The following is a 23,700-nucleotide window of genomic DNA, read 5'->3' as shown; positions in this document are numbered from 1 at the left end:
CTGCGGCGGCTCCTACGGGGATCGTGCATTGCGCAGGAGATTGCCTTTATCATGCGCCCCATGATTAAAGATCCCTTTGCAAGACTCGGCCTGGACCGTGAAGTCCTGACTGTCAGCCAGCTCAACGGCCGCGCGCGGGTGTTGCTGGAAGACGTGTTCAGCAACATCTGGGTCGAAGGCGAAATTTCCAACCTCGCCCGCCCGGCGTCCGGCCATGTGTATTTCACCCTCAAAGACAGCGGCGCCCAGGTGCGTTGCGCACTGTTTCGGCAAAACGCCGCGCGGGTCCGCCAGGCGCTGAAGGATGGCCTGGCGGTGAAGGTGCGCGGCAAGGTTTCGCTTTTCGAGGGCCGTGGTGATTACCAACTGATCCTCGACACCGTGGAGCCGGCCGGTGACGGAGCGCTGCGGTTGGCGTTCGATGCGCTGAAGGAAAAACTCAGCGCTGAAGGCCTGTTCAGTGCCGAACGCAAAGTGGCGCTGCCGGCGCATCCGCAACGCATCGGCATCATCAGTTCGCCGACGGGGGCGGTGATTCGCGACATCATCAGCGTGTTCCGCCGCCGTGCTCCGCAGGTTCAACTGACGTTGATCCCGACGGCCGTGCAAGGTCGCGAAGCCACGGCCCAGATTGTCAGGGCACTGAAGCTGGCGGATGCCCGAGGCTTTGACGCGTTGATCCTGGCCCGTGGTGGCGGCTCGCTGGAAGACCTCTGGTGTTTCAACGAAGAAGCCGTAGCCCGCGCCGTGGACGCCTGCGTGACGCCGATTGTCAGCGCGGTCGGTCACGAGACCGATGTGTCGATCAGTGACTTCGTCGCCGACGTACGCGCCCCTACCCCTTCGGCGGCTGCGGAGTTACTCGCGCCGGACTCCAGCGACCTGGTGCGCCGTGTCGAAAGCCTGCATCGGCGCCTGGTGATGCGCATTCGCGATCGCCTGATGCGCGATCGTCTGCGCCTGGAGGGCATGTCCCGGCGCCTGCGTCATCCCGGTGAGCGCCTGCGTCAGCAAGCGCAACGCCTTGACGACCTGGACATGCGCATGCGCCGGGCTTTCGAGCGCAGCCTCAACACCCGTCGCGAACGTTTGATCCGCCTGGAAACCCGCCTCGCCGGCCAGCATCCCGGGCGCCAATTGGCGATGCTGCGCCAGCGCCTCGACAGTCTCGCGGAACGCCTGCCCAGGGCCATGCGCGAAGGGCTCAAGGACCGGCGCATGCAGCTGCAAAACCAGATGCAAACGTTGCACGTGGTCAGCCCCCTGGCGACCCTTGGCCGCGGCTACAGCATCCTGTTGGATGAACGCGGTAATGCGATTCGTAACGCCGCCCAGACCCACACCGGCCAGCGCCTCAAAGCCAGGCTGGGCGAAGGCGAGCTGCAAGTCAGGGTCGAAGACAATCACCTGACGCCCGTCACCCTTTCTTTACTGGATTGATCCATGCCGCGCATTCTCGCCTCGCTGTTTTTCTTGTGCCTGACCTTCAACGCCCACGCCGACAGCTACATCACTCGCTTGCTCAACAAACCGGTGCCGGGCGGCGTGGCGGTGGTGGACCTGGGCACCTCTGCGCAACCACCCAAGGCCAGCTATCAAGGCAAGCCGGTGCTGGTGGTAAAGGAACAGAACAACTGGCTGGCCATTGTCGGCGTGCCGCTGACGGTCAAGCCTGGCCACCAGCAAGTCAGCAGCGGCGGGCGCAACCTGGTGTTCACCGTTGGCAGCAAGAAGTACCCGGAACAGCACATCACCCTGAAAAACACCCAGCAGGTCAACCCGAACCCGGCCAACCTCAAGCGCATTGAGGGCGAGCTGGCCGAGCAGATCAAGGCCTACCGCACCTTCAGCCCGAACACCCCGAGCAACCTGCTGCTGGACAAACCGGTCAACGGCCCCCTCTCCAGCAAGTTCGGCGTGCGTCGCTTCTTCAACGGCGAAGAACGCAACGCCCACTCCGGCCTGGACTTCGCCGTACCCGCCGGCACCCCGATCAAGACCCCCGCCGCCGGCAAGGTGATCCTGATCGGCAACTACTTCTTCAACGGCAACACGGTGTTCGTCGACCACGGCCAGGGCTTTATCAGCATGTTCTGCCACATGTCGAAAATCGACGTGAACGTCGGCCAGCAAATGCCTCGCGGCGGCGTAGTCGGCAAAGTCGGCGCCACCGGCCGCGCCACCGGCCCGCACATGCACTGGAATGTGAGCCTGAATGATGCGCGGGTGGATCCGGCGATTTTCATTGGGGCGTTTCAGCCGTAAGTGATCCCCCCATCAATCAGCGCACGGCTGAGAAAGCGGGTTTGATCGTAGCTCAATCGATGCGAGCAAACCGCTCGATCTGAGGCTGCTCGCGGTGCTCGGCCTGCCACAAATCGTAGCTGCACTGCATGGCCAGCCAGGTTTGGGCCTTGCTGATGCCAGCGCGCTCCAAACGTACAGCCAGATCGGGACTGATAGGCGCGTGCCCATGCAATATTCTGGAAAAAGTTTCCCGGGCATACCCGAGACGTCGAGCCATTTCAGTAATGGTGATCCCCAGTCCGGGAACCACGTCCTCAAGCAAGATTTCGCCAGGATGAGGAGGATTGTGCATACCCATTCAGCTGCCTCTGCTCAGTGGTAGTCAAGATAATCAACCAGCTCGACGTGGTCGTCGAACATGCGAAAAATGATGCGCCAGTACCACTTATGCTGACCGACCAATAGTCAGCCAGCTCGCCTCTCAAACTATGGAATCGCCAACCGGGGAGATCCAGCTCACTTGAGTGGCGGGCGCTGTCCAGGATGAGGAGGACTCGACGCAAGCGCTTTGCATGATTCGTGTTGATGCCTTTGGTTGAACCAGTCTCATAGAAAGCTCTGAGGCCTTTATGTTTCCAGCTGACAATCATGCGAGGACTGTGACGCGATACATCACACACCGCAATGGCTTATCGGAGGATTTTTGATCGGGCTTCATGGGGTCGGTCACTCAGGTATTTAAACCCAGGAAACTAGAGATTCGGGTTCCGAGCGACAACCCTAAAAACTTGTAGGAACCCTGCGAAGCACACGTCAGACGGAGCTTATAGGCAACAAAAAACCCGCCGACCAAACTGGCCCAGCGGGTTTCCTGCCTCAGCAACCAGAGATCAATAATCCTCCAGCCGCCATACCTCGTAAGCCGGTGTCTCATACGGGTGACTGAGCTTCAACGCGGCCACCACGGCCACGATCAGCTCATCCGCCACGACCAGCTCGACTTTCCATTCCTCCACCTGCTCGACCTCGCCAGCCTCGCCAATGAACGGCTGACTGCCGTCCAGCGGGCGGAACTGGCCTTGGCCCAGGACCTGCCACGAACAGTGGTCATAGGCACCGATTCGACCGCCACCGGCAGCGAACACAGCACTCTTGACCCCATCGACGTGGCTGGTCGGAACGAAAAAGGCGAGCTTGAACATGGGGCTTAGTTCACCCACACGCGAGCGTTGCGGAACATGCGCATCCACGGCGCGTCTTCGTTCCAGTCTTCCGAGCGCCACGAGTTCTGCACGGCGCGGAATACACGCTCAGGGTGCGGCATCATGATGGTCACGCGACCGTCACGGCTGGTCAGCCCGGTGATGCCGCGCGGCGAGCCGTTCGGGTTGGCCGGATACTTCTCGGTGACCTTGCCGTGGTTGTCGACGAAACGCATCGCCACGCACCCCGACAGATCGGCTTCGAGCAAGGCTTCTTCGCTGGCGAACTCGGCATGGCCTTCACCGTGGGCGATGGCGATCGGCATACGCGAACCGGCCATGCCCTGGAGGAAGATCGAGTTCGATTCCTGGACCTGAACCATCGCCACGCGCGCTTCGAACTGCTCGGAACGGTTGCGCACGAAGTGTGGCCAGAACTCGCTGCCCGGGATCAGCTCATGCAGGTTGGACATCATCTGGCAACCGTTGCACACACCGAGAGTGAAGCTGTCGTTGCGTTCGAAGAAGCCCTGGAACGCATCGCGAGCACGGCTGTTGAACAGCGCGGACTTGGCCCAGCCTTCGCCGGCACCCAGTACGTCGCCGTAGGAGAAACCACCGCAGGCTACCAGGCCCTTGAACTCGTTCAGGTCGACACGGCCGGCCAGGATGTCGCTCATGTGCACGTCAATGGCGTTGAAGCCGGCGCGATCAAATGCCGCCGCCATTTCCACCTGACCGTTGACGCCCTGCTCACGCAATACGGCAACCTGTGGACGAATGCCTTTCTTGATGTAAGGCGCAGCGACGTCCTGGTTGACGTCAAAGCTCAGCTTGACGCTCAGGCCCGGGTTGTCTTCTTCCAGCAGCACGTCGAACTCTTGTTCGGCGCAGTCGACGTTGTCGCGCAGACGCTGGATCTGGTAGCTGGTTTCAGCCCAGGTACGTTGCAGCAGACGACGCTGGCCTTCGAATACGGTTTCGCCGTTGAACGTGATGTTGATCTGGCCATTGTTCATTGGCTGACCGATCACCGACACGCAGTCGCCCAGACCGGCCGCGCTGAACTGCGCGAGGATGTCTGGCGTGGCGTCCTGACGAACCTGGATCACGGCGCCCAGTTCTTCGTTGAACAGGATCGCGGCGATGTCAGCGGAGGTTTCTGCCAGACCATCGAGATTCAGGCTCAGGCCGCAGTGACCGGCAAACGCCATTTCCACTACGCTGGTCAGCAGGCCACCGTCGGAACGGTCGTGGTAAGCCAGCAGGTGACCATCGGCGTTGAGGCCCTGGATCACTGCGAAGAAGGCTTTCAGGTCTTCGGCATCATCGACGTCCGGCGCTTGCGAGCCGAGCTTGCCGTGAACCTGGGCCAGGATCGAGGCGCCCATGCGGTTCTGGCCACGGCCCAGGTCGATCAGGATCAGGTCGGTGGTGCCCTTGTCCATGCGCAGTTCCGGAGTCAGGGTCTGACGGATGTCAGCCACTGGCGCGAAACCGGTCACGATCAGGGACATCGGCGAGGTGACGGTCTTGTCTTCGCCGTTATCGTTCCAGCGGGTGGCCATGGACATGGAGTCCTTGCCCACCGGGATGGTGATACCCAGGTCCGGGCACAATTCCATGCCAACTGCCTTCACGGTGTCGTACAGACGTGCGTCTTCACCCGGGTGACCGGCCGCGGACATCCAGTTCGCCGACAGTTTGATGTCGGAGATCTTGTTGATGCGCGAAGCGGCGATGTTGGTCAGGGTCTCACCAATGGCCATGCGGCCCGACGCCGGAGCGTCCAGCAGAGCCAGCGGAGTCCGCTCGCCCATGGCCATGGCTTCACCGGTGTAGACGTCGAAGCTGGTGGCGGTGACGGCAACGTCGGCCACTGGAACCTGCCACGGGCCGACCATCTGGTCACGGGCCACGAGGCCGGTGATGGTGCGGTCGCCGATGGTGATCAGGAAGCTTTTGCTGGCGACGGCCGGGTGATGCAGAACGCGTTCAACGCAGTCGGCGATCTCGAGCGTCGCCGGATCGAAGTCATCGCCCAGTTCGTTTTCACGAACAGCCGAGCGGTGCATGCGCGGAGCCTTGCCCAGCAGCACTTCGAGTGGCATGTCCACCGGGTTGTTGCCGAAGTGACTGTCGGTAACGGTCAGTTGCGGCTCGGCAGTGGCTTCGCCGACGACGGCAAACGGGCAACGCTCGCGTTCGCAGATCGCCTGGAAGCGTTCGAAGTCCGCAGGGCCAACCGCCAGGACGTAACGTTCCTGGGATTCGTTACTCCAGATTTCGTGCGGGGCCATGCCCGGCTCGTCGTTTGGAATGTTGCGCAGTTCGAAGCGACCGCCACGGTTGCCGTCGTTGACCAGTTCCGGGAAAGCGTTGGACAGGCCGCCGGCGCCGACGTCATGGATGAAGCTGATCGGGTTCTTGTCACCCAACTGCCAGCAACGGTCGATGACTTCCTGGCAGCGACGTTCCATTTCCGGGTTTTCGCGCTGTACGGATGCAAAATCCAGGTCAGCCGAGCTGGTGCCGGTGGCCATGGAGGAAGCCGCGCCGCCACCCAGGCCGATCAACATGGCCGGGCCACCGAGGACGATCAGCTTGGAGCCGACAATGATCTCGCCTTTCTGTACGTGTTCGGCACGGATGTTACCCATGCCGCCGGCCAGCATGATCGGCTTGTGGTAACCGCGAACCTCGTCGCCACGGGGAGTGGTGATCGACTGTTCGAAGGTACGGAAGTAGCCGGTCAGGGCGGGACGGCCGAATTCGTTGTTGAACGCGGCGCCACCCAGTGGGCCTTCGATCATGATGTCCAGCGCGGTAACGATGCGCTCAGGCTTGCCGTACGGCACTTCCCACGGCTGTTCGAAGCCCGGGATCTGCAGGTTCGACACGGTGAAACCAGTGAGGCCAGCCTTTGGCTTGGCGCCGCGACCGGTAGCGCCTTCGTCGCGGATCTCGCCACCGGAACCGGTGGATGCGCCCGGGAACGGGGCGATCGCGGTCGGGTGGTTGTGGGTTTCCACCTTCATCAGGATGTGCACCGGCTCCTGCACCGCGCCGTACTGGCGGGTTTCAGGGTCCGGGAAGAAACGACCGGCGACGTTACCGACGATCACCGAGGCGTTGTCCTTGTAAGCGGACAGGACGCCTTCGCTGTGCATCTGGTAGGTGTTCTTGATCATGCCGAACAGGCTTTTTTCCTGGCTCTGACCGTCAATGTCCCAACTGGCGTTGAAGATCTTGTGACGGCAGTGCTCGGAGTTGGCCTGGGCGAACATCATCAGTTCGATGTCGTGTGGGTTGCGCTTCAAGCCGACGAAAGCGTTGACCAGATAGTCGATCTCGTCTTCGGCCAGGGCCAGACCCAGCTCGGTGTTGGCTTTTTCCAGCGCGGCGCGGCCGCCGCCCAACACGTCGATCGCGGTCAGGGGCTTGGGCTCGGCGTGGCTGAACAGACCTGCGGCCTGCTCCAGGTTGGCCAGGACGATCTGGGTCATGCGGTCGTGCAAGGCGTCCGAGATCAGCTGCGCTTCAGTTTCGCTGAACTGGCCGGCGACATAGAAGGCGATGCCGCGCTCAAGGCGCTGGATCTTGCCCAGGCCGCAGTTGCGAGCGATGTCGCTGGCTTTGCTGGACCAGGGCGAGATGGTGCCGAAACGTGGCAACACCAAGAACAGACGACCGGTCGGCTCCTGGACTGGAACACTTGGGCCGTACTTCAGAAGGCGCGCGAGCACCTGCTGTTCGTCGCCGGTCAGGACGCCGGTAACCTCGGCGAAGTGAGCGAATTCAGCATACAAGCCGCTGACAGCCGGGACGCATCGGCGAAGTTGCTCAAGGAGTTTGCTGTGGCGAAAGGCAGAAAGGGCAGGAGCGCCGCGCAGGATCAACATCTTCGGGACAGCCTCGGGAAGGGGTGTGCTTTGAGGCCGTGCATTCTAGCCTAAACCGCCCGTGACATCACCCGAAACGGTACGCACGGCCGTACCCGAACGTCGGGCCGGGGTTTCAGGGCAGAAACAGGAGGCGTTCAGCGCTTATTTTTTCCATCAAGAAGCGCCGTAAAAGCCCATTCCTGCGGGTTGTGCGCCGTTTTTTGCTGCTCTAGCAGACTGGCCCAGTGCTGTCGAGATATGGCGCTCGTGGTCCTTTGCGTATACTGCGCAGATGTTTTCCCCAACGGCTTTGCGTCCGCGGTACGCCAAATGGCTGATCGCAACCGGACTCTTCCTGATGCTTGGTGGCTGTGTTGATAAACCCAACACACTCGAGCGTGTAAAGGAGGATGGCGTGCTGCGGGTGGTTACCCGAAACAGCCCCGCCACCTACTTTCAGGATCGCAGCGGTGAAACCGGCTTTGAATACGAGCTGGTGAAACGTTTCGCCGACGATCTGGGGGTCGAGCTGAAAATCGAAACCGCCGACAATCTGGACGACCTGTTCAATCAGGTGGGCAAGCCCAACGGCCCTGTGCTGGCTGCTGCCGGACTGGTCAGCAGCGAGCAACGCAAAAAGCAGGTGCGGTTCTCCCACTCCTACCTGGAAGTCACCCCGCAGATCATCTATCGCAACGGCCAGTCACGGCCTACCGATGCGGGGGATCTGGTGGGCAAGAAGATCATGGTGCTCAAGGGCAGCACCCATGCCGAGCAACTGACAGAGCTTAAACGGAAATTTCCGCGCATTGAATACGAAGAGTCCGACGCCGTCGAAGTCGTGGACCTGTTGCGCATGGTCGATGAAGGCCAGATCGACCTGACCCTGGTCGACTCCAACGAAGTGGCGATGAACCAGGTCTACTTCCCCAACGTGCGGGTCGCCTTTGACCTGGGTGACGCCAGCAACCAGAGCTGGGCCGTGGCGGCAGGCGAAGACAACAGCCTGCTCAACGAGATCAACGACTACCTCGACAAGGTCAAGAAGAACGGCACCCTGCAACGTTTGAAGGACCGCTACTACGGTCACGTCGACGTGCTCGGCTACATGGGCGCCACGACCTTCGCCCAGCATTTGCAGCAACGGCTGCCCAAGTACGAACAGCACTTCAAGGCCTACGCCAAGAAAGAAAAGGTCGACTGGCGCCTGCTGGCGGCGGTGGGTTATCAGGAATCCCTGTGGCAGGCCGCAGTGACGTCCAAGACCGGCGTGCGTGGCCTGATGATGCTGACCCAGAACACTGCGCAGGCCATGGGCGTGTCCAATCGCCTGGACCCCAAGCAGAGCATCATGGGCGGCGCCAAGTACCTGGCTTACATGAAGGAACAGCTGGACGATTCAATCAAGGAGCCAGACCGCACCTGGTTTGCCCTGGCGGCCTACAACGTCGGCAGCGGCCACCTGGATGACGCGCGCAAGCTGACCGCCAAGGAAGGGCTGAATCCGAACAAATGGCTGGACGTGAAGAAGATCCTGCCGCGCCTGTCGCAGAAGCAGTGGTACAGCAAGACCCGCTATGGTTATGCCCGGGGCGGCGAGCCGGTGCATTTTGTGGCGAACATCCGCCGGTATTACGACATCCTGACCTGGGTGACACAGCCGCAGCTTGAGGGTGATCAGGTGGCTGAAGGCAATTTGCATGTGCCGGGGATCGACAAGTCCAAACCGAACCAGGAATCGCCGCAGCTTTAAAGCAAAAAGATCGTCCGAACGCGGCCCGAGCCTCCGGCACCTCCTACAGGGTTATGCGTACACCTGTAGGAGCTGCCGGAGGCTGCGATCTTTTGATCTTAGCCTTTCAACGCCGCTGCCAGAATCAGCGATTTCATCTCCGACACCGCCGACTTGAAGCCGACAAATAGAGCATGGGCGACCAGCGCGTGGCCGATATTAAGTTCGTTGATGCCCTTGATCGCAGCCACCGCTTCAACGTTGTGGTAGTGCAGACCGTGGCCGGCGTTGACGATCAAACCCTGGGCCAGACCAAAAGCCACGCCATCCGCTACACGCTTGAGCTCTTCAGCCACTTGCGTCGGCGTCTCGGCGTCCGCGTAACGCCCCGTGTGCAGCTCGATGGCCGGCGCACCCACTCGGCGGGACGCTTCGATCTGGCGCTCGTCCGCGTCGATGAACAACGACACCTCGCAGCCAATTTTCGCCAGTCGGTCCACCGCCGCCTTGATCCGAGTCTCCTGCCCCGCTACATCCAGCCCGCCTTCAGTGGTCAGCTCCTGGCGAGTTTCCGGGACCAGGCAAATGTGCGCAGGGCGGATGCGCTCGGCGAACACCATCATCTCTTCAGTGACGCCCATCTCGAAGTTCATGCGGGTCTGCAGCACATCCTTGAGCAGCAGCACGTCGCGCTCCTGAATATGGCGACGGTCTTCGCGCAGGTGCACGGTGATGCCGTCAGCGCCCGCCTCTTCCGCGTCCAGTGCGGCCTTGACCGGATCCGGGTAACGAGTGCCCCGGGCCTGACGCAGGGTGGCAACGTGGTCGATGTTCACGCCAAGAAGAATGCGATTGCTGGTGGTCACGGAAGCGCTCCTGAAGAGGGGAAAGTTCGGTGCACAGCATACACGGGGATTTTACGGCTTTCGAAACAACTCTCGGGAAACCAGGGGACGACCGCCCAGATGCACGGCAAGTGCCTGGCGCATCAACCGTTTGGCGGCCGATAAAGCACCCGGTGCCGACCAGTCCGCTTCGGCCATGGCCAGCAATTCAGTGCCGTTGAACAGTCCGGGCTGCAACAGGTACACCCGCTCCAGTCCCGCGTCCACCTGCAGGCGATACAGACCGTCCGGCGCTACAGGCTCACCGTGGATATCCGTGCCGAGCGCGAAGCCGTAGCCCAGATCATCGAGCAACCGCCATTCAAAGGAGCGCAGCAACGGCTCCAGCGGACGACCTTCGGCCAGCGCCAGCAACGTCGCGGCGTAGTGGTCGAACACACCCGGCAGCGGGTCTTCGGCGGGTAGCAGGCGAATCAGCAGTTCATTGAGGTACAGGCCACTGAACAGCGCTTCGCCGTTGAGCCAGGTGGAAACCCCCGAGGCTTCCATCCGCCCGACGTTCTTCAGCTCCCCTCGCCCGCGAAATTCGACTTCCAGGGGCACGAAGGGCCTGGCCAAGGTCCCGGCCTTGCCCCGCGCACTGCGCAACACCGCCCGTAGCCGACCTTGCGGCGTAAGGAAGTCGACCAACGCGCTGCTCTCGCGGTAGGCGCGAGAGTGGAGTACGAAGGCGGGCTGGGGAATGGGTGGGGTTTGCGACATGGAAGTCAGGGTTCTCGAAGAAAGTGCGCAGCTCTACAAACAACAAAAACCAATGTGGGAGCGGGCCTGCCCGCGATGGCGGACTGACATCCAACATCTATATTGAATGTTACATCCTCATCGCGGGCAAGCCCGCTCCCACAGGTTCTGCGGTGCAGCGTCGATCGGGTTTACAGGTCGCCGTAACCCAGCGAACGCAGCGCGCGCTCGTCATCGGACCAGCCGCCTTTCACTTTCACCCAGAGGTTGAGCATGATCTTGGAGTCGAACAGCAGCTCCATGTCCTTGCGCGCCTCGGTGCCGATGCGCTTGATGCGCTCGCCCTTGTCGCCAATGATGATCTTCTTCTGGCCGTCGCGCTCGACGAGGATCAAGGCATGAATATGCAGGGTCTTGCCCTGCTGCTTGAACTCTTCGATTTCGACGGTGATCTGGTACGGCAGCTCTGCACCCATCTGGCGCATGATCTTTTCGCGCACCAGTTCGGCGGCGAGGAAGCGACTGCTGCGGTCGGTGATCTGGTCTTCGGGGAAGAAGTGATCGTTTTCCGGAAGGTAGCCGGCAATCACCCGCTCCAGCGCTTCGAGGTTGTGCCCGTGCTGGGCCGAGATCGGCATGATCTGCGCGTTCGGCAGCTGCTCCTGCAACCAGCTCAGGTGCGGCATCAGCTCGGCTTTGTCTTCGATGCGATCCGTCTTGTTCAACGCCACGATCAGCGGGCCGGTCACATACTGGACGCGCTCCAGGACCATCTGGTCCTCGTCGGTCCACTTGGTGCGGTCGACTACGAAGATCACCACGTCCACGTCTTTCAAGGCTGCCGAGGCCGTCTTGTTCATGTAGCGGTTGAGGGCTTTTTCGCCACCTTTGTGCATGCCCGGAGTGTCGACGTAGATCGCCTGCACGGCGCCTTCGGTCTTGATGCCCAGCATGTTGTGGCGGGGGGTTTGCGGCTTGCGCGAAGTGATCGCGAGCTTCTGGCCGAGGATGTGGTTCAGCAACGTGGACTTGCCCACGTTGGGACGGCCGACGATGGCAACATAGCCACAGCGTGTTGCGGTTGAATCAGTCATTGCCATTCTCCACACCCAGGGCAATCAGTGCTGCGGCGGCCGCTACCTGTTCGGCAATACGACGACTCACACCCTGACCTCGGCTTTTTTCATTCAATAAGGTGATTTCACATTCGACGAAGAACGTCCGGCAATGCGGCTCACCCTGGATATCCACCACTTCGTAACGCGGCAGCTCACACCCACGCGATTGCAGGAATTCCTGCAGGCGGGTCTTTGGATCTTTGTTGGTGTCGACCAGCGTCAGGCCTTCGAACTCACCGGCCAGCCAGGCCAGCACGCGCTCGCGCGCCATGTCCATGCCCGCGTCCAGGTAGATTGCACCAATCAGCGCTTCCAGGGCATCGGCCAGAATCGACTCGCGACGGAAACCGCCGCTCTTCAACTCGCCAGAGCCCAGGCGCAGGTACTCGCCCAGATCGAAACCGCGGGCCAGTACAGCCAGGGTCTCACCTTTCACCAGGCGTGCGCGCAGACGCGACAACTGGCCTTCGCGAGCCAGCGGGAAGCGATCGAACAGCGCCTCGCCAGCGACGAAATTGAGGATGGCATCACCGAGGAATTCCAGGCGTTCGTTGTTGCGCCCGGCAAAGCTGCGGTGAGTCAGGGCCAGGACCATCAGTTCCTGGTCCTTGAAGGTGTAGCCGAGCTGACGCTCTAGACGGCTTAAGGAAACGCTCACGGTGTACCCACGCTGAGTTCGTGGCTGGATTCCACCGCCATCGCCGGGGTGCGGCGCAGGCTTGGGACAATTAACGCTGTGTTCAAAAATTACGTCCTGAATATCATTGTTTTCATGCTTCGGGCGCCGATTGTAGCGGCTCCAGAAATGCATTCGGCGCTGTGTTCAACAGCGCCGTGTGTGATTACTTGATCAGGCCAACCCGCGAGAAGTTCGGCAGGTGACTGAGTTTGGGTTCAGGCCAGCTCATCCAGACCGCGAAGGCCTTGCCGACGATATTCTTGTCGGGGACCATGCCCAGCAGGTCCTTGGGAATACTCGGATCATCCCAATAGCGACTGTCGTTGGAGTTGTCGCGGTTGTCGCCCATCATGAAGTAGTGCCCGGCAGGCACGGTCCACGAACGGTCCGGCGTTGCGCGATAGCGGCTCATTTCCTTGCGGATCAGGTGCTCGGCGACACCGAGTTTTTCCTTGTAGAGCTCGGCACTGCCCAGGGTGCCCGGCTCGGAGCCGATCAACTGCTCGGCAACGGACTCGCCGTTGACGAACAGGCGCTTGTCGGCGGTGTAGCGAATCTGGTCGCCCGGCAGGCCCACTACACGCTTGATGTAGTTGACGTTCGGATCGCTCGGATAGCGGAAAACCATCACATCGCCGCGCTGCGGGTCACCGATTTCGATCACTTTCTTGTCGATCACCGGCAAGCGGATCCCGTAGGAGAACTTGCTCACCAGAATGAAATCGCCAACGTCCAGGGTCGGTTTCATCGAGCCGGATGGAATCTGGAACGGTTCCACCAGGAACGAACGCAGCACCAGCACGATGAACAACACCGGGAAGAACGACTTGCCGTATTCGACCAGCAGCGGCTCCTTGTTCAGTTTTTCGACCACCATCCCGTCAGGCTGGCTGACGCTGCCCTGATAGGATGCAATGGCTGCACGCCGACGCGGCGCGAGAAAAACCAGATCGAGCAACGCCAACAGGCCGCAGACGAACACGGCGATGACCAGCAACAGCGGGAAATTTAGTGACATAGGACCTAACTATCCAACCTGAGCACTGCAAGGAAGGCTTCTTGTGGAATTTCCACGTTGCCGACTTGCTTCATGCGTTTTTTACCGGCCTTTTGCTTTTCAAGCAGTTTCTTCTTACGGCTGACGTCGCCGCCGTAGCATTTGGCCAATACGTTCTTTCTGAGTGCCTTGACGGAGGTTCGCGCAATGATCTGCCCGCCAATGGCGGCCTGGATCGCGACGTCGAACATCTGGCGCGGAATCAGTTCTTTCATCTTCTCGGTCAACTGGCGACCTTTGTAGTGCGCGTTATCCTTGTGCACGATCAGCGCCAGGGCGTCGACCTTGTCACCGTTGATCAGCACATCCAGTTTCACCAGGTTAGCCGACTGATAACGATCGAAATGGTAGTCCAGCGAAGCATAGCCGCGGCTGGTGGACTTCAGGCGATCGAAGAAGTCCAGGACCACTTCGTTCATCGGCAGATCGTAGGTCACCTGGACCTGGGTACCGAGGAACAGCATGTCGTGCTGCACGCCACGCTTCTCGATGCACAGGGTAATGACGTTGCCCAGGTGCTCTTGCGGCACAAGAATGTTGGCCCGCACGATCGGCTCGCGCATGTCTTCGATGGAAGACAGGTCTGGAAGCTTCGACGGGTTGTCGACGTAAATCGTTTCACCGGTTTTCAGCAACAGCTCGAAAATTACCGTCGGCGCCGTGGTGATCAGGTCCAGGTCATACTCGCGCTCCAGGCGCTCCTGGATGATTTCCATGTGCAGCATGCCGAGGAACCCGCAACGGAAGCCGAAGCCCAGGGCGTCGGAACTCTCTGGGGTGTACTGCAGCGACGAGTCGTTGAGGGTGAGCTTTTGCAGGGCCTCACGGAAATCTTCGAAGTCGTCGGAGCTGACCGGAAACAGGCCGGCGTAAACCTGCGGCTGAATGCGCTTGAAACCCGGCAGGACGTCGACGTCCGGGGTTGAGCTCAAGGTCAGGGTGTCACCCACCGGCGCACCGTGAATGTCCTTGATGCCAGCGATGATGAAGCCTACTTCACCGGCCTTAAGGTCAGTGGTAGCGGTATGTTTAGGGTTGAATACACCGACGCTGTCCACCAGGTGGATCTTGCCGGTGGACTTGACGAGAATCTTGTCGCCCTTCTTCACGCGGCCATGGCGCACGCGTACCAGGGAAACAACGCCCAGGTAGTTGTCGAACCAGGAGTCGATGATCAACGCTTGCAGCGGATCTTCGTAGTTGCCGGTCGGCGCAGGAATGGTGCGCACCAGACGCTCGAGGACTTCATCGACGCCCAGGCCGGTCTTGGCGCTGCACTCGACGGCATCAGTGGCATCGATGCCGATGATCTTCTCGATTTCTTCCTTCACGCGGTCCGGATCGGCCTGCGGCAGGTCGATCTTGTTCAGCACGGGCATGACTTCCAGGCCCTGCTCGATCGCCGTGTAGCAGTTGGCAACCGACTGCGCTTCCACGCCCTGGCCAGCGTCGACCACCAGCAAAGCACCTTCACAGGCCGCCAGCGAGCGGCTGACTTCATAGGTGAAGTCGACGTGGCCCGGGGTGTCGATGAAGTTCAGTTGGTACTTGATGCCATCGCGAGCGGTGTAATAAAGGGTGACGCTGTGGGCCTTGATGGTGATCCCGCGTTCACGCTCCAGGTCCATGGAGTCCAGTACCTGGGCTTCCATTTCGCGCTCGGCAAGGCCGCCGCACATCTGGATGAATCGATCGGCCAGCGTCGACTTGCCATGGTCAATGTGGGCGATGATGGAGAAATTGCGGATATGACTCAAATCACTCACGGATCAACACTCAAAAAGGCTGCAGGCATAGCCCGCGGAAAAATAGCCGGGAATTGTACCTGATCCACGGCGCAAGCGTCACCTGCGCAGGTCGGACGGCACTGACAAAAACGCCCCGGTCTCACGACAAGGGCGTTTTTCATTGGCTCGTTGTTCGGGAAATACCCGCAATCAACCGGCCCGGCGCAACAACCAGACCCCGGCCAGGGCGCACACGCTGGCAGGCACCAGCACCGCAAACAGCGGCGAGAAACCGAACACCAGGCTCGATGGCCCCAGCAGATCCTGAACGATTCGGAAGGTGAACCCCACCAGTACACCGGTGAACACCCGCTGACCGAGGGTCACCGAGCGCAGCGGACCAAAGATGAAGGAGATCGCCATCAGCACCAGTGCCGCAGTGACCAGCGGCTGCAACACCTTGACCCAAAATGCCAACCAGTAACGGCCGTTATTCAGCCCCTGGTCGGCCAGGTAATGGATATACCCCCACAAACCGGAGATCGACAGAGACTCTGGCGCCATGACCACCGTGCTCAGCAGTTGCGGACTGAGGGCAACTTCCCAGCGCTCGACCGGGGCCGCAACCACTTCAGTGTTCTTCTCATGGAATACCGTGGTGGTGACATCGCTCAGCTGCCAGTGGTCCTTGTCGAACTCCGCACGCTTGGCGAAGCTGGCCGACAGCATGTGCCGCTCTTTGTCGAAGCGATAGCGGGTGACACCGTACAGCAAGCCGTTGGGTTGTACCGAGTTGACGTGAATGAACTCGTCACCCTGGCGATGCCACAGGCCGTGACGGGCACTTTGCGCGTCACCGCTGCCCTGGGCCAGCGAACGATTGGCCTGGGCAGCGCTTTCGGTGGCCGGCGCAACGTACTCGCCGATCAGGACTCCGACAACCATCAGCACCAGCATCGGCTTCATTACTGCCCAGACGATCCGGCCAATGGACACGCCAGCGGCGCGCATGATGGTCAGTTCGCTGTTGCTGGCCAGGCTCCCCAGGCCGATCAGGCAGCCGATCAAGGCCGCCATCGGCAACATGTCGTACAAACGTCGGGGGGCCGTCAGCAGGACGTAACTCAACACGTCCAGCAAGGTGTAGGTATCGCTCGCATCGCCCATCTCGTCGATGAAGGCGAACAGCGTCGCCAAACCGAGAATGATGCCCAATACGGCCAGGATGGCGACGAAAACACTGCTACCAATGTAGCGATCCAGCTTAACCACGGGCCACCTCCAGCGCGCTGCGGCGACTCGCCATCTTCAGGCGCAGGGGCTCCCAATAGAGCAAGCCCAGCCCAATCGCCAGGAAGATCCCGTGCACCCACCACAAGCCGAGGGCCATCGGGATCTTGCCTTTTTCGAGCGCGCCGCGAGCGGCAATCAGGATGGTCAGGTAGGCCATATAAAGAAGAATCGCTGGCAGCAGCTTGAGGAATCGCCCCTGGCGCGGATTCACTCGCGACAGCGGCACCGCCATCAGGGTGACAATAAAGACCAGCAACGGCAGGGACATGCGCCATTGCAATTCGGTGCGCGAGCGAACGTCATCGCTGCCAATCAGGCTGCTGGTGGGCATCGCGTCACGGTCGGTGACTTCGTCGCTGACATCCGGCTTGGGCAGCAGCACGCCGTACTCGTCGTACTTGATGGCGCGATAGTCGGCCTGGCCCGGCTTGCCGTCGTAGCGATAGCCATTGTCGAGAATCAGGTAGCGGTTGCCGTCAGGGCGGATTTCCTGGCGACCCCTCTCGGCCACCAGCACGGAAATTCCGCGATCCTTCTGGTCGGTGCTGGTGTTCTTCTGGGAAATGAACACGCCACCGAGGTTGATGCGATCGTCCGTCAGGGTCTCGGTGTAGGTCACCCGCGTTCCATCACGTAGGGCCTGGAAGCGGCCCGGCTCCAGGGTGTCGAATTCAGTCAGGGCGTCTTGCTTGTTCAGCAGCAACTGGAACTGGTTGGCCCCTTGTGGCGCCAGGCTCAGGCTCAGCCATGCCACCACCAATGCCACCAGGGTGGCCGGGAACAGGGTCATGGCGAACAGGCGTTGCTGACTCATGCCGGTGGCCGACAACACGGTCATTTCGCTTTCGAGGTACAGGCGACCGTAAGCCAGCAGAATGCCCAGGAACAGGCCCAGTGGCAGGATCAGTTGCAGGAAGCCCGGCAGACGAAACCCCATGATCAGGAACAGGGAGCCTGGATCCAGAAGGCCCGCAGCGGCCTGGGCGAGGTATTTGATGAAGCGTCCGCTCATGATGATGACCAGCAGCACGGCGCTGACGGCGCTCAAGGTCAACAGGACTTCGCGGGATAGGTAACGAAAGACAATCAAACCAGACACTCCAGGGTTGTCAGGCGAAGGCGGCCAAACAAGCAAACGTAGCAGGCGGACCGCAAAGCAGGGCCGCCGAAAAAGATGGCGCATTATCCTGTGATTGCATGCGCCTGTCACTGCGCGCGTTCGCCATGCGGGAGCTCGCTCGCGTGCTCGTCAACGATTACGCGGGACGTCTGACACTCAACGGTGCTCTCAGGTTCATCGGCGCAACGCCGCCCGGATCCAGTTCGCTCCTGCAAGAGCGGCCGGAACCGTGACGAACCTGCGACCCAGGGTTGTCAGGCGCCGCCGACGAGGTTCAAACTGCGGCCTTTGCCGCAAGCCTGCCTTGCGTACTCTATTTATAGGCAAGTTCAGACACTTGCGTGTTGATCATTGATTCAGGGGCCCCGACATGGAACTGGTTGTAAAAAGCGTTAATCCGCAAACGTTGAAAACCGCCACGCTGGTGGTTGCCGTCAGCGAAGGCCGCAAACTCGGCGCCGTGGCCAGCCAAATTGACGCACTGAGCGGCGGCGCGATCAGCGCCGTGCTCAAGCGTGGCGACCTCGCCGGCAAAGTTGGCCAGAGCCTGCTGCTGCACAGCCTGCCCAACCTCAAGGCCGAGCGCGTATTGCTGGTCGGCGTCGGCAAGGACGAAGAACTGGGTGATCGCCCATTCCGTAAAATCATTGCCGGCATCCTCAATACCCTCAAGGGCCTGAACGGCAGCGATGCGGTACTGGCACTGGACGAAGTCGTGGTCAAGGGTCGTGACAGCTACGGCAAGACCCGCCTGCTGGCTGAAACCCTGGTGGACGGCCAATACACATTCGACCAGTTCAAGAGCCAGAAAGCCGAGCCGCGCGCCCTGAAGAAAATCACCCTGGTGACCATCAAGGCCGCCCAGGCTGAAGTCGAGCGTGCCGTGGCCCACGCTACCGCGATCGCCAACGGCATGGCGTTCACCCGCAACCTGGGCAACCTGCCGCCGAACATCTGCCACCCGACTTTCCTGGGCGAGCAGGCCAAGAGCCTGGGCAAGGAATTCAAGAGCCTGAAAGTCGAAGTCCTTGACGAGAAGAAGATCAAGGACCTGGGCATGGGCTCGTTCTACGCCGTGGGCCAGGGCAGCGCCCAGCCTCCGCGCCTGATCGTCATGCAATACAACGGCGGCAAGAAATCCGAGAAGCCGTTCGCCCTGGTCGGCAAAGGCATCACTTTCGACACCGGCGGCATCAGCCTCAAGCCGGGCGCCGGCATGGACGAAATGAAGTACGACATGGGCGGCGCCGCCAGCGTCTTCGGTACCCTGCGCGCCGTGCTCGAACTGAAACTGCCGATCAACCTGGTGTGCATCCTGGCCTGCGCCGAGAACATGCCGAGCGGCAACGCTGCGCGCCCAGGCGACATCGTCACCACCATGAGCGGCCAGACCGTGGAAATCCTCAACACCGACGCCGAAGGCCGCCTGGTGCTGTGCGACGCCCTGACCTATTCAGAACGTTTCAAGCCCCAGGCCGTGATCGACATCGCGACCCTGACCGGCGCCTGTGTCGTCGCCCTGGGCGCACACACCTCCGGCCTGCTGGGCAACAACGACGAACTGATCGGCCAGCTGCTCAGCGCCGGTCAGTCCGCAGACGACCGTGCCTGGCAGTTGCCACTGTTCGATGAGTACCAGGAACAGCTCGACAGCCCGTTTGCCGACATCGCCAACATTGGCGGGCCGAAAGCCGGCACCATCACCGCAGCCTGCTTCCTGTCGCGCTTTACCAAGAACCTCAACTGGGCGCACCTGGACATCGCCGGCACCGCTTGGACCAGCGGCGGCAAGGACAAGGGCGCCACTGGCCGTCCGGTGCCCCTGCTGACCCAGTACCTGCTGGACCGCGCCAAAGCCTAAATATCGCTCACTGACCACTGTAGGAGCGAGCTTGCTCGCGAAAAACTCAAGATCACCGCGATTAACCTGGTTTCCCGCGTAATCGTTGACGACCTTCGCGAGCAAGCTCGCTCCTACAGATTCCGCGGAAGTTGATTCCAGGAACCGCAATGACCAAAGTCGACTTCTATATCCTGCCCAGCGCCGATCCGTCGGCGCGGCTGGATTTCGCCTGCAAGCTCACTGAAAAAGCCTGGCGCATGGGCCATCGCATCTACCTGCATTGCAGCGATGCGAGCCAACGTGACGATCTCGACGCACGCCTCTGGGCGTTCAAGGGCGAAAGTTTCGTGCCCCATGGCCCCGCCGAGAGCGAGCCGCAGGGTTTGATTGTGCTGGGCCTGGGAGACGACTGCGGTCAACATCAGGACCTGCTGGTTAATCTCGACCTGAAAGTACCGACCTTTGCCAACAAGTTCGCCCGCGTGGCGGAAGTGGTGGTGGAAGACCCGGTGATTCGCCAGGCCGCGCGGGAGAGTTTCCGTTTCTATCGCGAACAGGGCTATCCTTTGCAAGACCACCGTTTACAGCGACTCTGAGTATTCCGATGGACACGCCAAAACAGCAACAGTCCGCGCATCTGCTGGACGACCTCGAGTCGATCCGCCAACTGCTCGGCGATGACAACCTGCAACCACCGTTGCTGACCGACACGGTCGAGGACGAGGATCAGGAACAGATCCCCATGCTGTTCGAGGCTGCCGGCAACCCGCCAGCCGCCAGCGAACCGCCCCCTGCCCCGGCTGCCGAAGATAAAGGCCCGGACGCCTTGCTGCATCTGGACGGCGAACTGCGCGCCGCTGCCATGCTGATCATGCAAGACGTGATCGACGACTTTGCGCCGCACATCGAAACCGAAATCAAACGCCGACTGGCGGCGCGGATGGAGCGGTTGCTCAGCCAGTACGAGTAGCCCCCACCCTGGCACTGCAGAAGCTGCTGCGGGCTGCGATCTTTTGATTTCGATCTTCGACTATTCCGGAAAAGATCAAGATCAAAAGATCGCAGCCTGCGGCAGCTCCTACCGTGTTCGCACCGTGAGAGATGACGCGCCCTGTCCGCCCCTGCTCGCCCTTCGCCCCATGCCCCGCTATACTCGTCGGCTTTTCCTGAATTAATGCCAATAGGGTCCCGCCGCGCATGGATAAGACCTACCAGCCGCACGCCATTGAAACTTCCTGGTACAACACCTGGGAGTCTGAGAATTACTTCGCCCCGCAAGGCGCGGGCGAGTCCTACACCATCATGATCCCGCCGCCGAATGTGACGGGCAGCCTGCACATGGGGCACGGCTTCAACAACGCGATCATGGACGCCCTGATCCGTTTCCGCCGCATGCAGGGTCGCAACACTCTGTGGCAGCCGGGTACCGACCACGCCGGTATCGCTACGCAGATGCTGGTGGAGCGTCAACTCGAAGCCCAGGGTCAGAGTCGCCACGATCTTGGTCGCGAGAAATTCCTCGAGAAAATCTGGGAATGGAAGGATCAGTCCGGTGGCAACATCAGCCGCCAGATCCGCCGCCTCGGCTCGTCCGTAGACTGGAGCCGCGAGCGCTTCACCATGGACGACGGCCTGTCTGAAGCGGTCAAGGAAGCATTCGTGCGCCTGCACGAAGACGGCCTGATCTACCGCGGCAAGCGCCTGGTCAACTGGGACACCAAGCTGCACACGGCGATTTCCGACCTCGAAGTGGAAAACCACGACGAGAAAGGTTTCCTGTGGAACCTCAAGTACCCGTTGGCCGACGGCGCGAAAACCGCTGAAGGCAACGACTTCCTGATCGTCGCGACCACTCGCCCGGAAACCATGCTCGGCGACGCCGCCGTGGCCGTTAACCCGAACGATGAACGCTACAAAGCCCTGATCGGCAAATTTGTCGAGCTGCCGCTGGTCGGCCGCCGCATTCCGATCATCGCCGACGATTACTGCGATCCTGAGTTCGGCACCGGTTGTGTGAAAATCACCCCGGCCCACGATTTCAACGACTACGAAGTCGGCAAGCGTCACAACCTGCCGCTGCTGAACATCTTCGACAAGAACGCCGCCGTCTTGCCGGCCTGCCAGGTGTTCAACCTCGACGGCACACTGAACGAAAGCATCGACGGCAAGATCCCGGCTGAATACGCAGGCCTGGACCGCTTCGAGGCGCGCAAGCAAATCGTTGCCGCCTTCGACGCCGCCGGCCTGCTGGTCAGCGTCGACGATCACGCCCTGAAAGTGCCGAAAGGCGATCGCTCGGGCACCATCATCGAGCCGTGGCTGACCGACCAGTGGTACGTGTCGACCAAGCCTTTGGCCGAGCCTGCAATTGCTGCCGTTGAAGACGGCCGCATCCAGTTCGTGCCGAAACAATACGAAAACATGTACTTCTCGTGGATGCGTGACATCCAGGACTGGTGCATCAGCCGTCAGCTGTGGTGGGGTCACCGGATCCCGGCCTGGTACGACGAGTCGGGCAAAGTCTACGTCGGTCGCAACGAAGCCGAAGTGCGCACCAAGCACAACCTCGGCCCGGACGTGGCATTGCAACAGGACAACGACGTACTCGACACCTGGTTCAGTTCGGGCCTGTGGACGTTCTCCACGCTCGGCTGGCCTGAGCAGACCGAATTCCTGAAGAAGTTCCACTCCACCGACGTGCTGGTGACCGGTTTCGACATCATTTTCTTCTGGGTTGCCCGGATGATCATGCTCACCATGCATTTGGTGAAAAACGAAGACGGCACGCCGCAGGTTCCATTCAAGACCGTGTATGTGCACGGCCTGGTGCGCGATGGCCAGGGCCAGAAGATGTCCAAGTCCAAGGGTAACGTCCTTGACCCGCTGGACATCATCGACGGCATCGAGCTGGAAGATCTGGTGCAGAAACGCACTTCCGGCATGATGCAGCCGAAACTGGCGAAGAAGATCGAGAAGCAGACCCGCGACGAATTCGCCGACGGCATCGCCAGCTACGGCACCGACGCCCTGCGCTTCACTTTCTGCTCGCTGGCCTCCACCGGTCGCGACATCAAGTTCGACATGGGCCGCGTCGAAGGCTATCGCAACTTCTGCAACAAGATCTGGAACGCGGCGCGCTACGTGCTGGACAAAGGCGAAGACTGCGGCCAGAACGGCGAAGCCTACGAACTGTCCCTGGCGGATCGCTGGATCATCTCGCAGCTGCAACGCACCGAAGCCGAAGTGACCCGTCAACTCGACCAGTTCCGCTTCGACCTGGCCGCACAAGCCTTGTACGAGTTCATCTGGAACCAGTATTGCGACTGGTACCTGGAACTGTCCAAGCCGGTGCTGTGGGACGAAAACGCGCCGGTCGAACGCCAGCGCGGCACCCGTCGCACCCTGGTTCGCGTACTGGAAGTCGCCCTGCGCCTGGCGCACCCGTTCATGCCGTTCATCACCGAAGAAATCTGGCAGCGTATCGCGCCGCTGGCCGGCATCGAAGGCAAGACAATCATGCTGCAGCCTTGGCCAGTGGCCAATGAAGAGCGCATTGACGCAGCCGCCGAAGATGACATCGAATGGCTGAAAACGCTGATGCTCGGCACGCGTAACATTCGCGCCGAAATGAACATTGGTCCAGGCAAGCCGCTTAACCTGTTCCTGAAGAACGTCAGCGCCGAAGACCAGCGTCGTCTCAGCGAAAACGAAGCCCTGCTGAAGAAGCTCGCGCGCCTCGAGTCGATCACTGTGCTGGCAGCAGACGAAGAAGCACCACTGTCCGCGACCGCCCTGGTCGGCGAGATGGAAGTGCTTGTGCCAATGGCCGGCCTGATCGACAAGGACGCCGAGCTGGCACGCCTGGACAAGGAAATCCTGCGCTTGCAAGGTGAAGTCCAGCGCGTGGGCGGCAAGCTGTCGAACGCCGGTTTCGTCGACAAGGCGCCGGCCGAAGTCATCGAGAAGGAACGCGCCAAACTGGCCGAAGCGCAACAGGCTTTGGGCAAACTGGCCGAGCAGCATGCGCGGATTGCCAGTTTGTAACGGCAAATCGCAATGAAAAAGGGAGGCCAGAAATGGCCTCCCTTTTTTGTGCCTGCCACTCACCCACAAACACCGCCCCCTGTAGGAGCTGCCGAAGGCTGCGATCTTTTGATCTTCAAAATCAAGATCAAAAGATCGCAGCCTTCGGCAGCTCCTACAGGGGATATG

Annotated in this window: 18 protein-coding genes and 1 pseudogene; 7 read left to right on the top strand and 12 right to left on the bottom strand. The window is 60.8% G+C overall.

Translation table 11 applies throughout. From position 1 onward, the window contains the following. Positions 1-60 precede the first annotated feature (60 nt). Both xseA and UB23_RS26150 read left to right on the top strand, forming a co-directional pair. Positions 61-1,440: an exodeoxyribonuclease VII large subunit gene (gene xseA, locus UB23_RS26155; RefSeq protein ID WP_045062163.1), complete on the top strand. Its 1,380-nt coding sequence runs from the start codon at positions 61-63 to the stop codon at positions 1,438-1,440. Positions 1,441-1,443: 3 nt separating this feature from the next. Then, complete coding sequence (locus UB23_RS26150; protein ID WP_045062140.1) at positions 1,444-2,265, top strand: peptidoglycan DD-metalloendopeptidase family protein; 822 nt, start codon at positions 1,444-1,446, stop codon at positions 2,263-2,265. 52 nt (positions 2,266-2,317) lie between these two features. On the opposite strand, the gene UB23_RS26145 is transcribed toward UB23_RS26150, so the two are convergent. From UB23_RS26145 to purL, 4 genes and pseudogenes are all read right to left on the bottom strand, one after another. Further along, entirely contained in the window at positions 2,318-2,605 is a 288-nt protein-coding gene (locus UB23_RS26145; RefSeq protein ID WP_082069249.1) for a HigA family addiction module antitoxin, read from the bottom strand. A 14-nt stretch (positions 2,606-2,619) separates the two neighbouring features. Continuing rightward, positions 2,620-2,897: pseudogene (locus tag UB23_RS28930) on the bottom strand (type II toxin-antitoxin system RelE/ParE family toxin). A 240-nt stretch (positions 2,898-3,137) separates the two neighbouring features. Continuing rightward, on the bottom strand, positions 3,138-3,449 hold the full coding sequence (locus UB23_RS26140; RefSeq protein ID WP_045062139.1) for a Nif3-like dinuclear metal center hexameric protein: 312 nt from the start codon (positions 3,447-3,449) through the stop codon (positions 3,138-3,140). Positions 3,450-3,454: 5 nt separating this feature from the next. After that, a complete protein-coding gene (gene purL, locus UB23_RS26135; RefSeq protein ID WP_045062138.1) occupies positions 3,455-7,351 on the bottom strand; it encodes a phosphoribosylformylglycinamidine synthase in 3,897 nt (1,298 codons plus the stop codon). 274 nt (positions 7,352-7,625) lie between these two features. On the opposite strand from purL, the gene mltF reads away from it, so the two are divergent. Beyond that, positions 7,626-9,086, top strand: a complete 1,461-nt coding sequence (gene mltF / locus UB23_RS26130) for a membrane-bound lytic murein transglycosylase MltF (protein WP_082069248.1) — start codon at positions 7,626-7,628, stop codon at positions 9,084-9,086. Positions 9,087-9,184: 98 nt separating this feature from the next. Here the strand turns inward: mltF and pdxJ are convergent, their stop codons facing one another. The 8 genes from pdxJ to lptF all read right to left on the bottom strand — a co-directional run bounded on the left by pdxJ (position 9,185) and on the right by lptF (position 17,615). Then, complete coding sequence (pdxJ, locus tag UB23_RS26125) at positions 9,185-9,931, bottom strand: pyridoxine 5'-phosphate synthase (RefSeq protein WP_045062137.1); 747 nt, start codon at positions 9,929-9,931, stop codon at positions 9,185-9,187. Positions 9,932-9,982: 51 nt separating this feature from the next. Further along, on the bottom strand, positions 9,983-10,672 hold the full coding sequence (recO, locus tag UB23_RS26120) for a DNA repair protein RecO (RefSeq protein WP_045062136.1): 690 nt from the start codon (positions 10,670-10,672) through the stop codon (positions 9,983-9,985). 170 nt (positions 10,673-10,842) lie between these two features. After that, positions 10,843-11,745, bottom strand: coding sequence for a GTPase Era (gene era, locus UB23_RS26115; protein ID WP_045062135.1), 903 nt, complete (start codon positions 11,743-11,745; stop codon positions 10,843-10,845). Next, positions 11,738-12,427, bottom strand: a complete 690-nt coding sequence (rnc, locus tag UB23_RS26110; protein ID WP_010463056.1) for a ribonuclease III — start codon at positions 12,425-12,427, stop codon at positions 11,738-11,740. The genes era and rnc overlap by 8 nt, the downstream gene beginning before the upstream one ends. A gap of 184 nt (positions 12,428-12,611) precedes the next feature. Next, on the bottom strand, positions 12,612-13,466 hold the full coding sequence (lepB, locus tag UB23_RS26105) for a signal peptidase I (RefSeq protein ID WP_045062134.1): 855 nt from the start codon (positions 13,464-13,466) through the stop codon (positions 12,612-12,614). A 5-nt stretch (positions 13,467-13,471) separates the two neighbouring features. Further along, positions 13,472-15,271: a translation elongation factor 4 gene (lepA, locus tag UB23_RS26100; RefSeq protein ID WP_045062133.1), complete on the bottom strand. Its 1,800-nt coding sequence runs from the start codon at positions 15,269-15,271 to the stop codon at positions 13,472-13,474. A gap of 171 nt (positions 15,272-15,442) precedes the next feature. Beyond that, positions 15,443-16,504, bottom strand: coding sequence for an LPS export ABC transporter permease LptG (gene lptG / locus UB23_RS26095; RefSeq protein ID WP_045062132.1), 1,062 nt, complete (start codon positions 16,502-16,504; stop codon positions 15,443-15,445). Beyond that, positions 16,497-17,615: an LPS export ABC transporter permease LptF gene (gene lptF, locus UB23_RS26090; protein ID WP_045062131.1), complete on the bottom strand. Its 1,119-nt coding sequence runs from the start codon at positions 17,613-17,615 to the stop codon at positions 16,497-16,499. Before lptF ends, lptG begins: the two co-directional genes overlap by 8 nt. 400 nt (positions 17,616-18,015) lie before the next feature. Between lptF and UB23_RS26085 the strand changes: the two genes are divergently transcribed. From UB23_RS26085 to UB23_RS26065, 4 genes are all read left to right on the top strand, one after another. Then, positions 18,016-19,506, top strand: coding sequence for a leucyl aminopeptidase (locus UB23_RS26085; protein ID WP_045062130.1), 1,491 nt, complete (start codon positions 18,016-18,018; stop codon positions 19,504-19,506). A gap of 149 nt (positions 19,507-19,655) precedes the next feature. Continuing rightward, on the top strand, positions 19,656-20,084 hold the full coding sequence (locus tag UB23_RS26080; protein ID WP_045062129.1) for a DNA polymerase III subunit chi: 429 nt from the start codon (positions 19,656-19,658) through the stop codon (positions 20,082-20,084). 8 nt (positions 20,085-20,092) lie between these two features. Then, entirely contained in the window at positions 20,093-20,458 is a 366-nt protein-coding gene (locus UB23_RS26075; protein ID WP_045062128.1) for a hypothetical protein, read from the top strand. A gap of 227 nt (positions 20,459-20,685) precedes the next feature. After that, the gene (locus UB23_RS26065; RefSeq protein ID WP_045062126.1) at positions 20,686-23,532 is read left to right on the top strand and encodes a valine--tRNA ligase; all 2,847 of its coding nucleotides are present in this window, start codon (positions 20,686-20,688) and stop codon (positions 23,530-23,532) included. Positions 23,533-23,700: the final 168 nt, after the last annotated feature.

It is taken from the genome of Pseudomonas sp. ES3-33 (genome assembly GCF_000952175.1).
GTDB classification, from domain to species: Bacteria; Pseudomonadota; Gammaproteobacteria; order Pseudomonadales; family Pseudomonadaceae; genus Aquipseudomonas; species Aquipseudomonas gregormendelii.
This window is presented reverse-complemented; position numbering and strand designations above follow the sequence as displayed.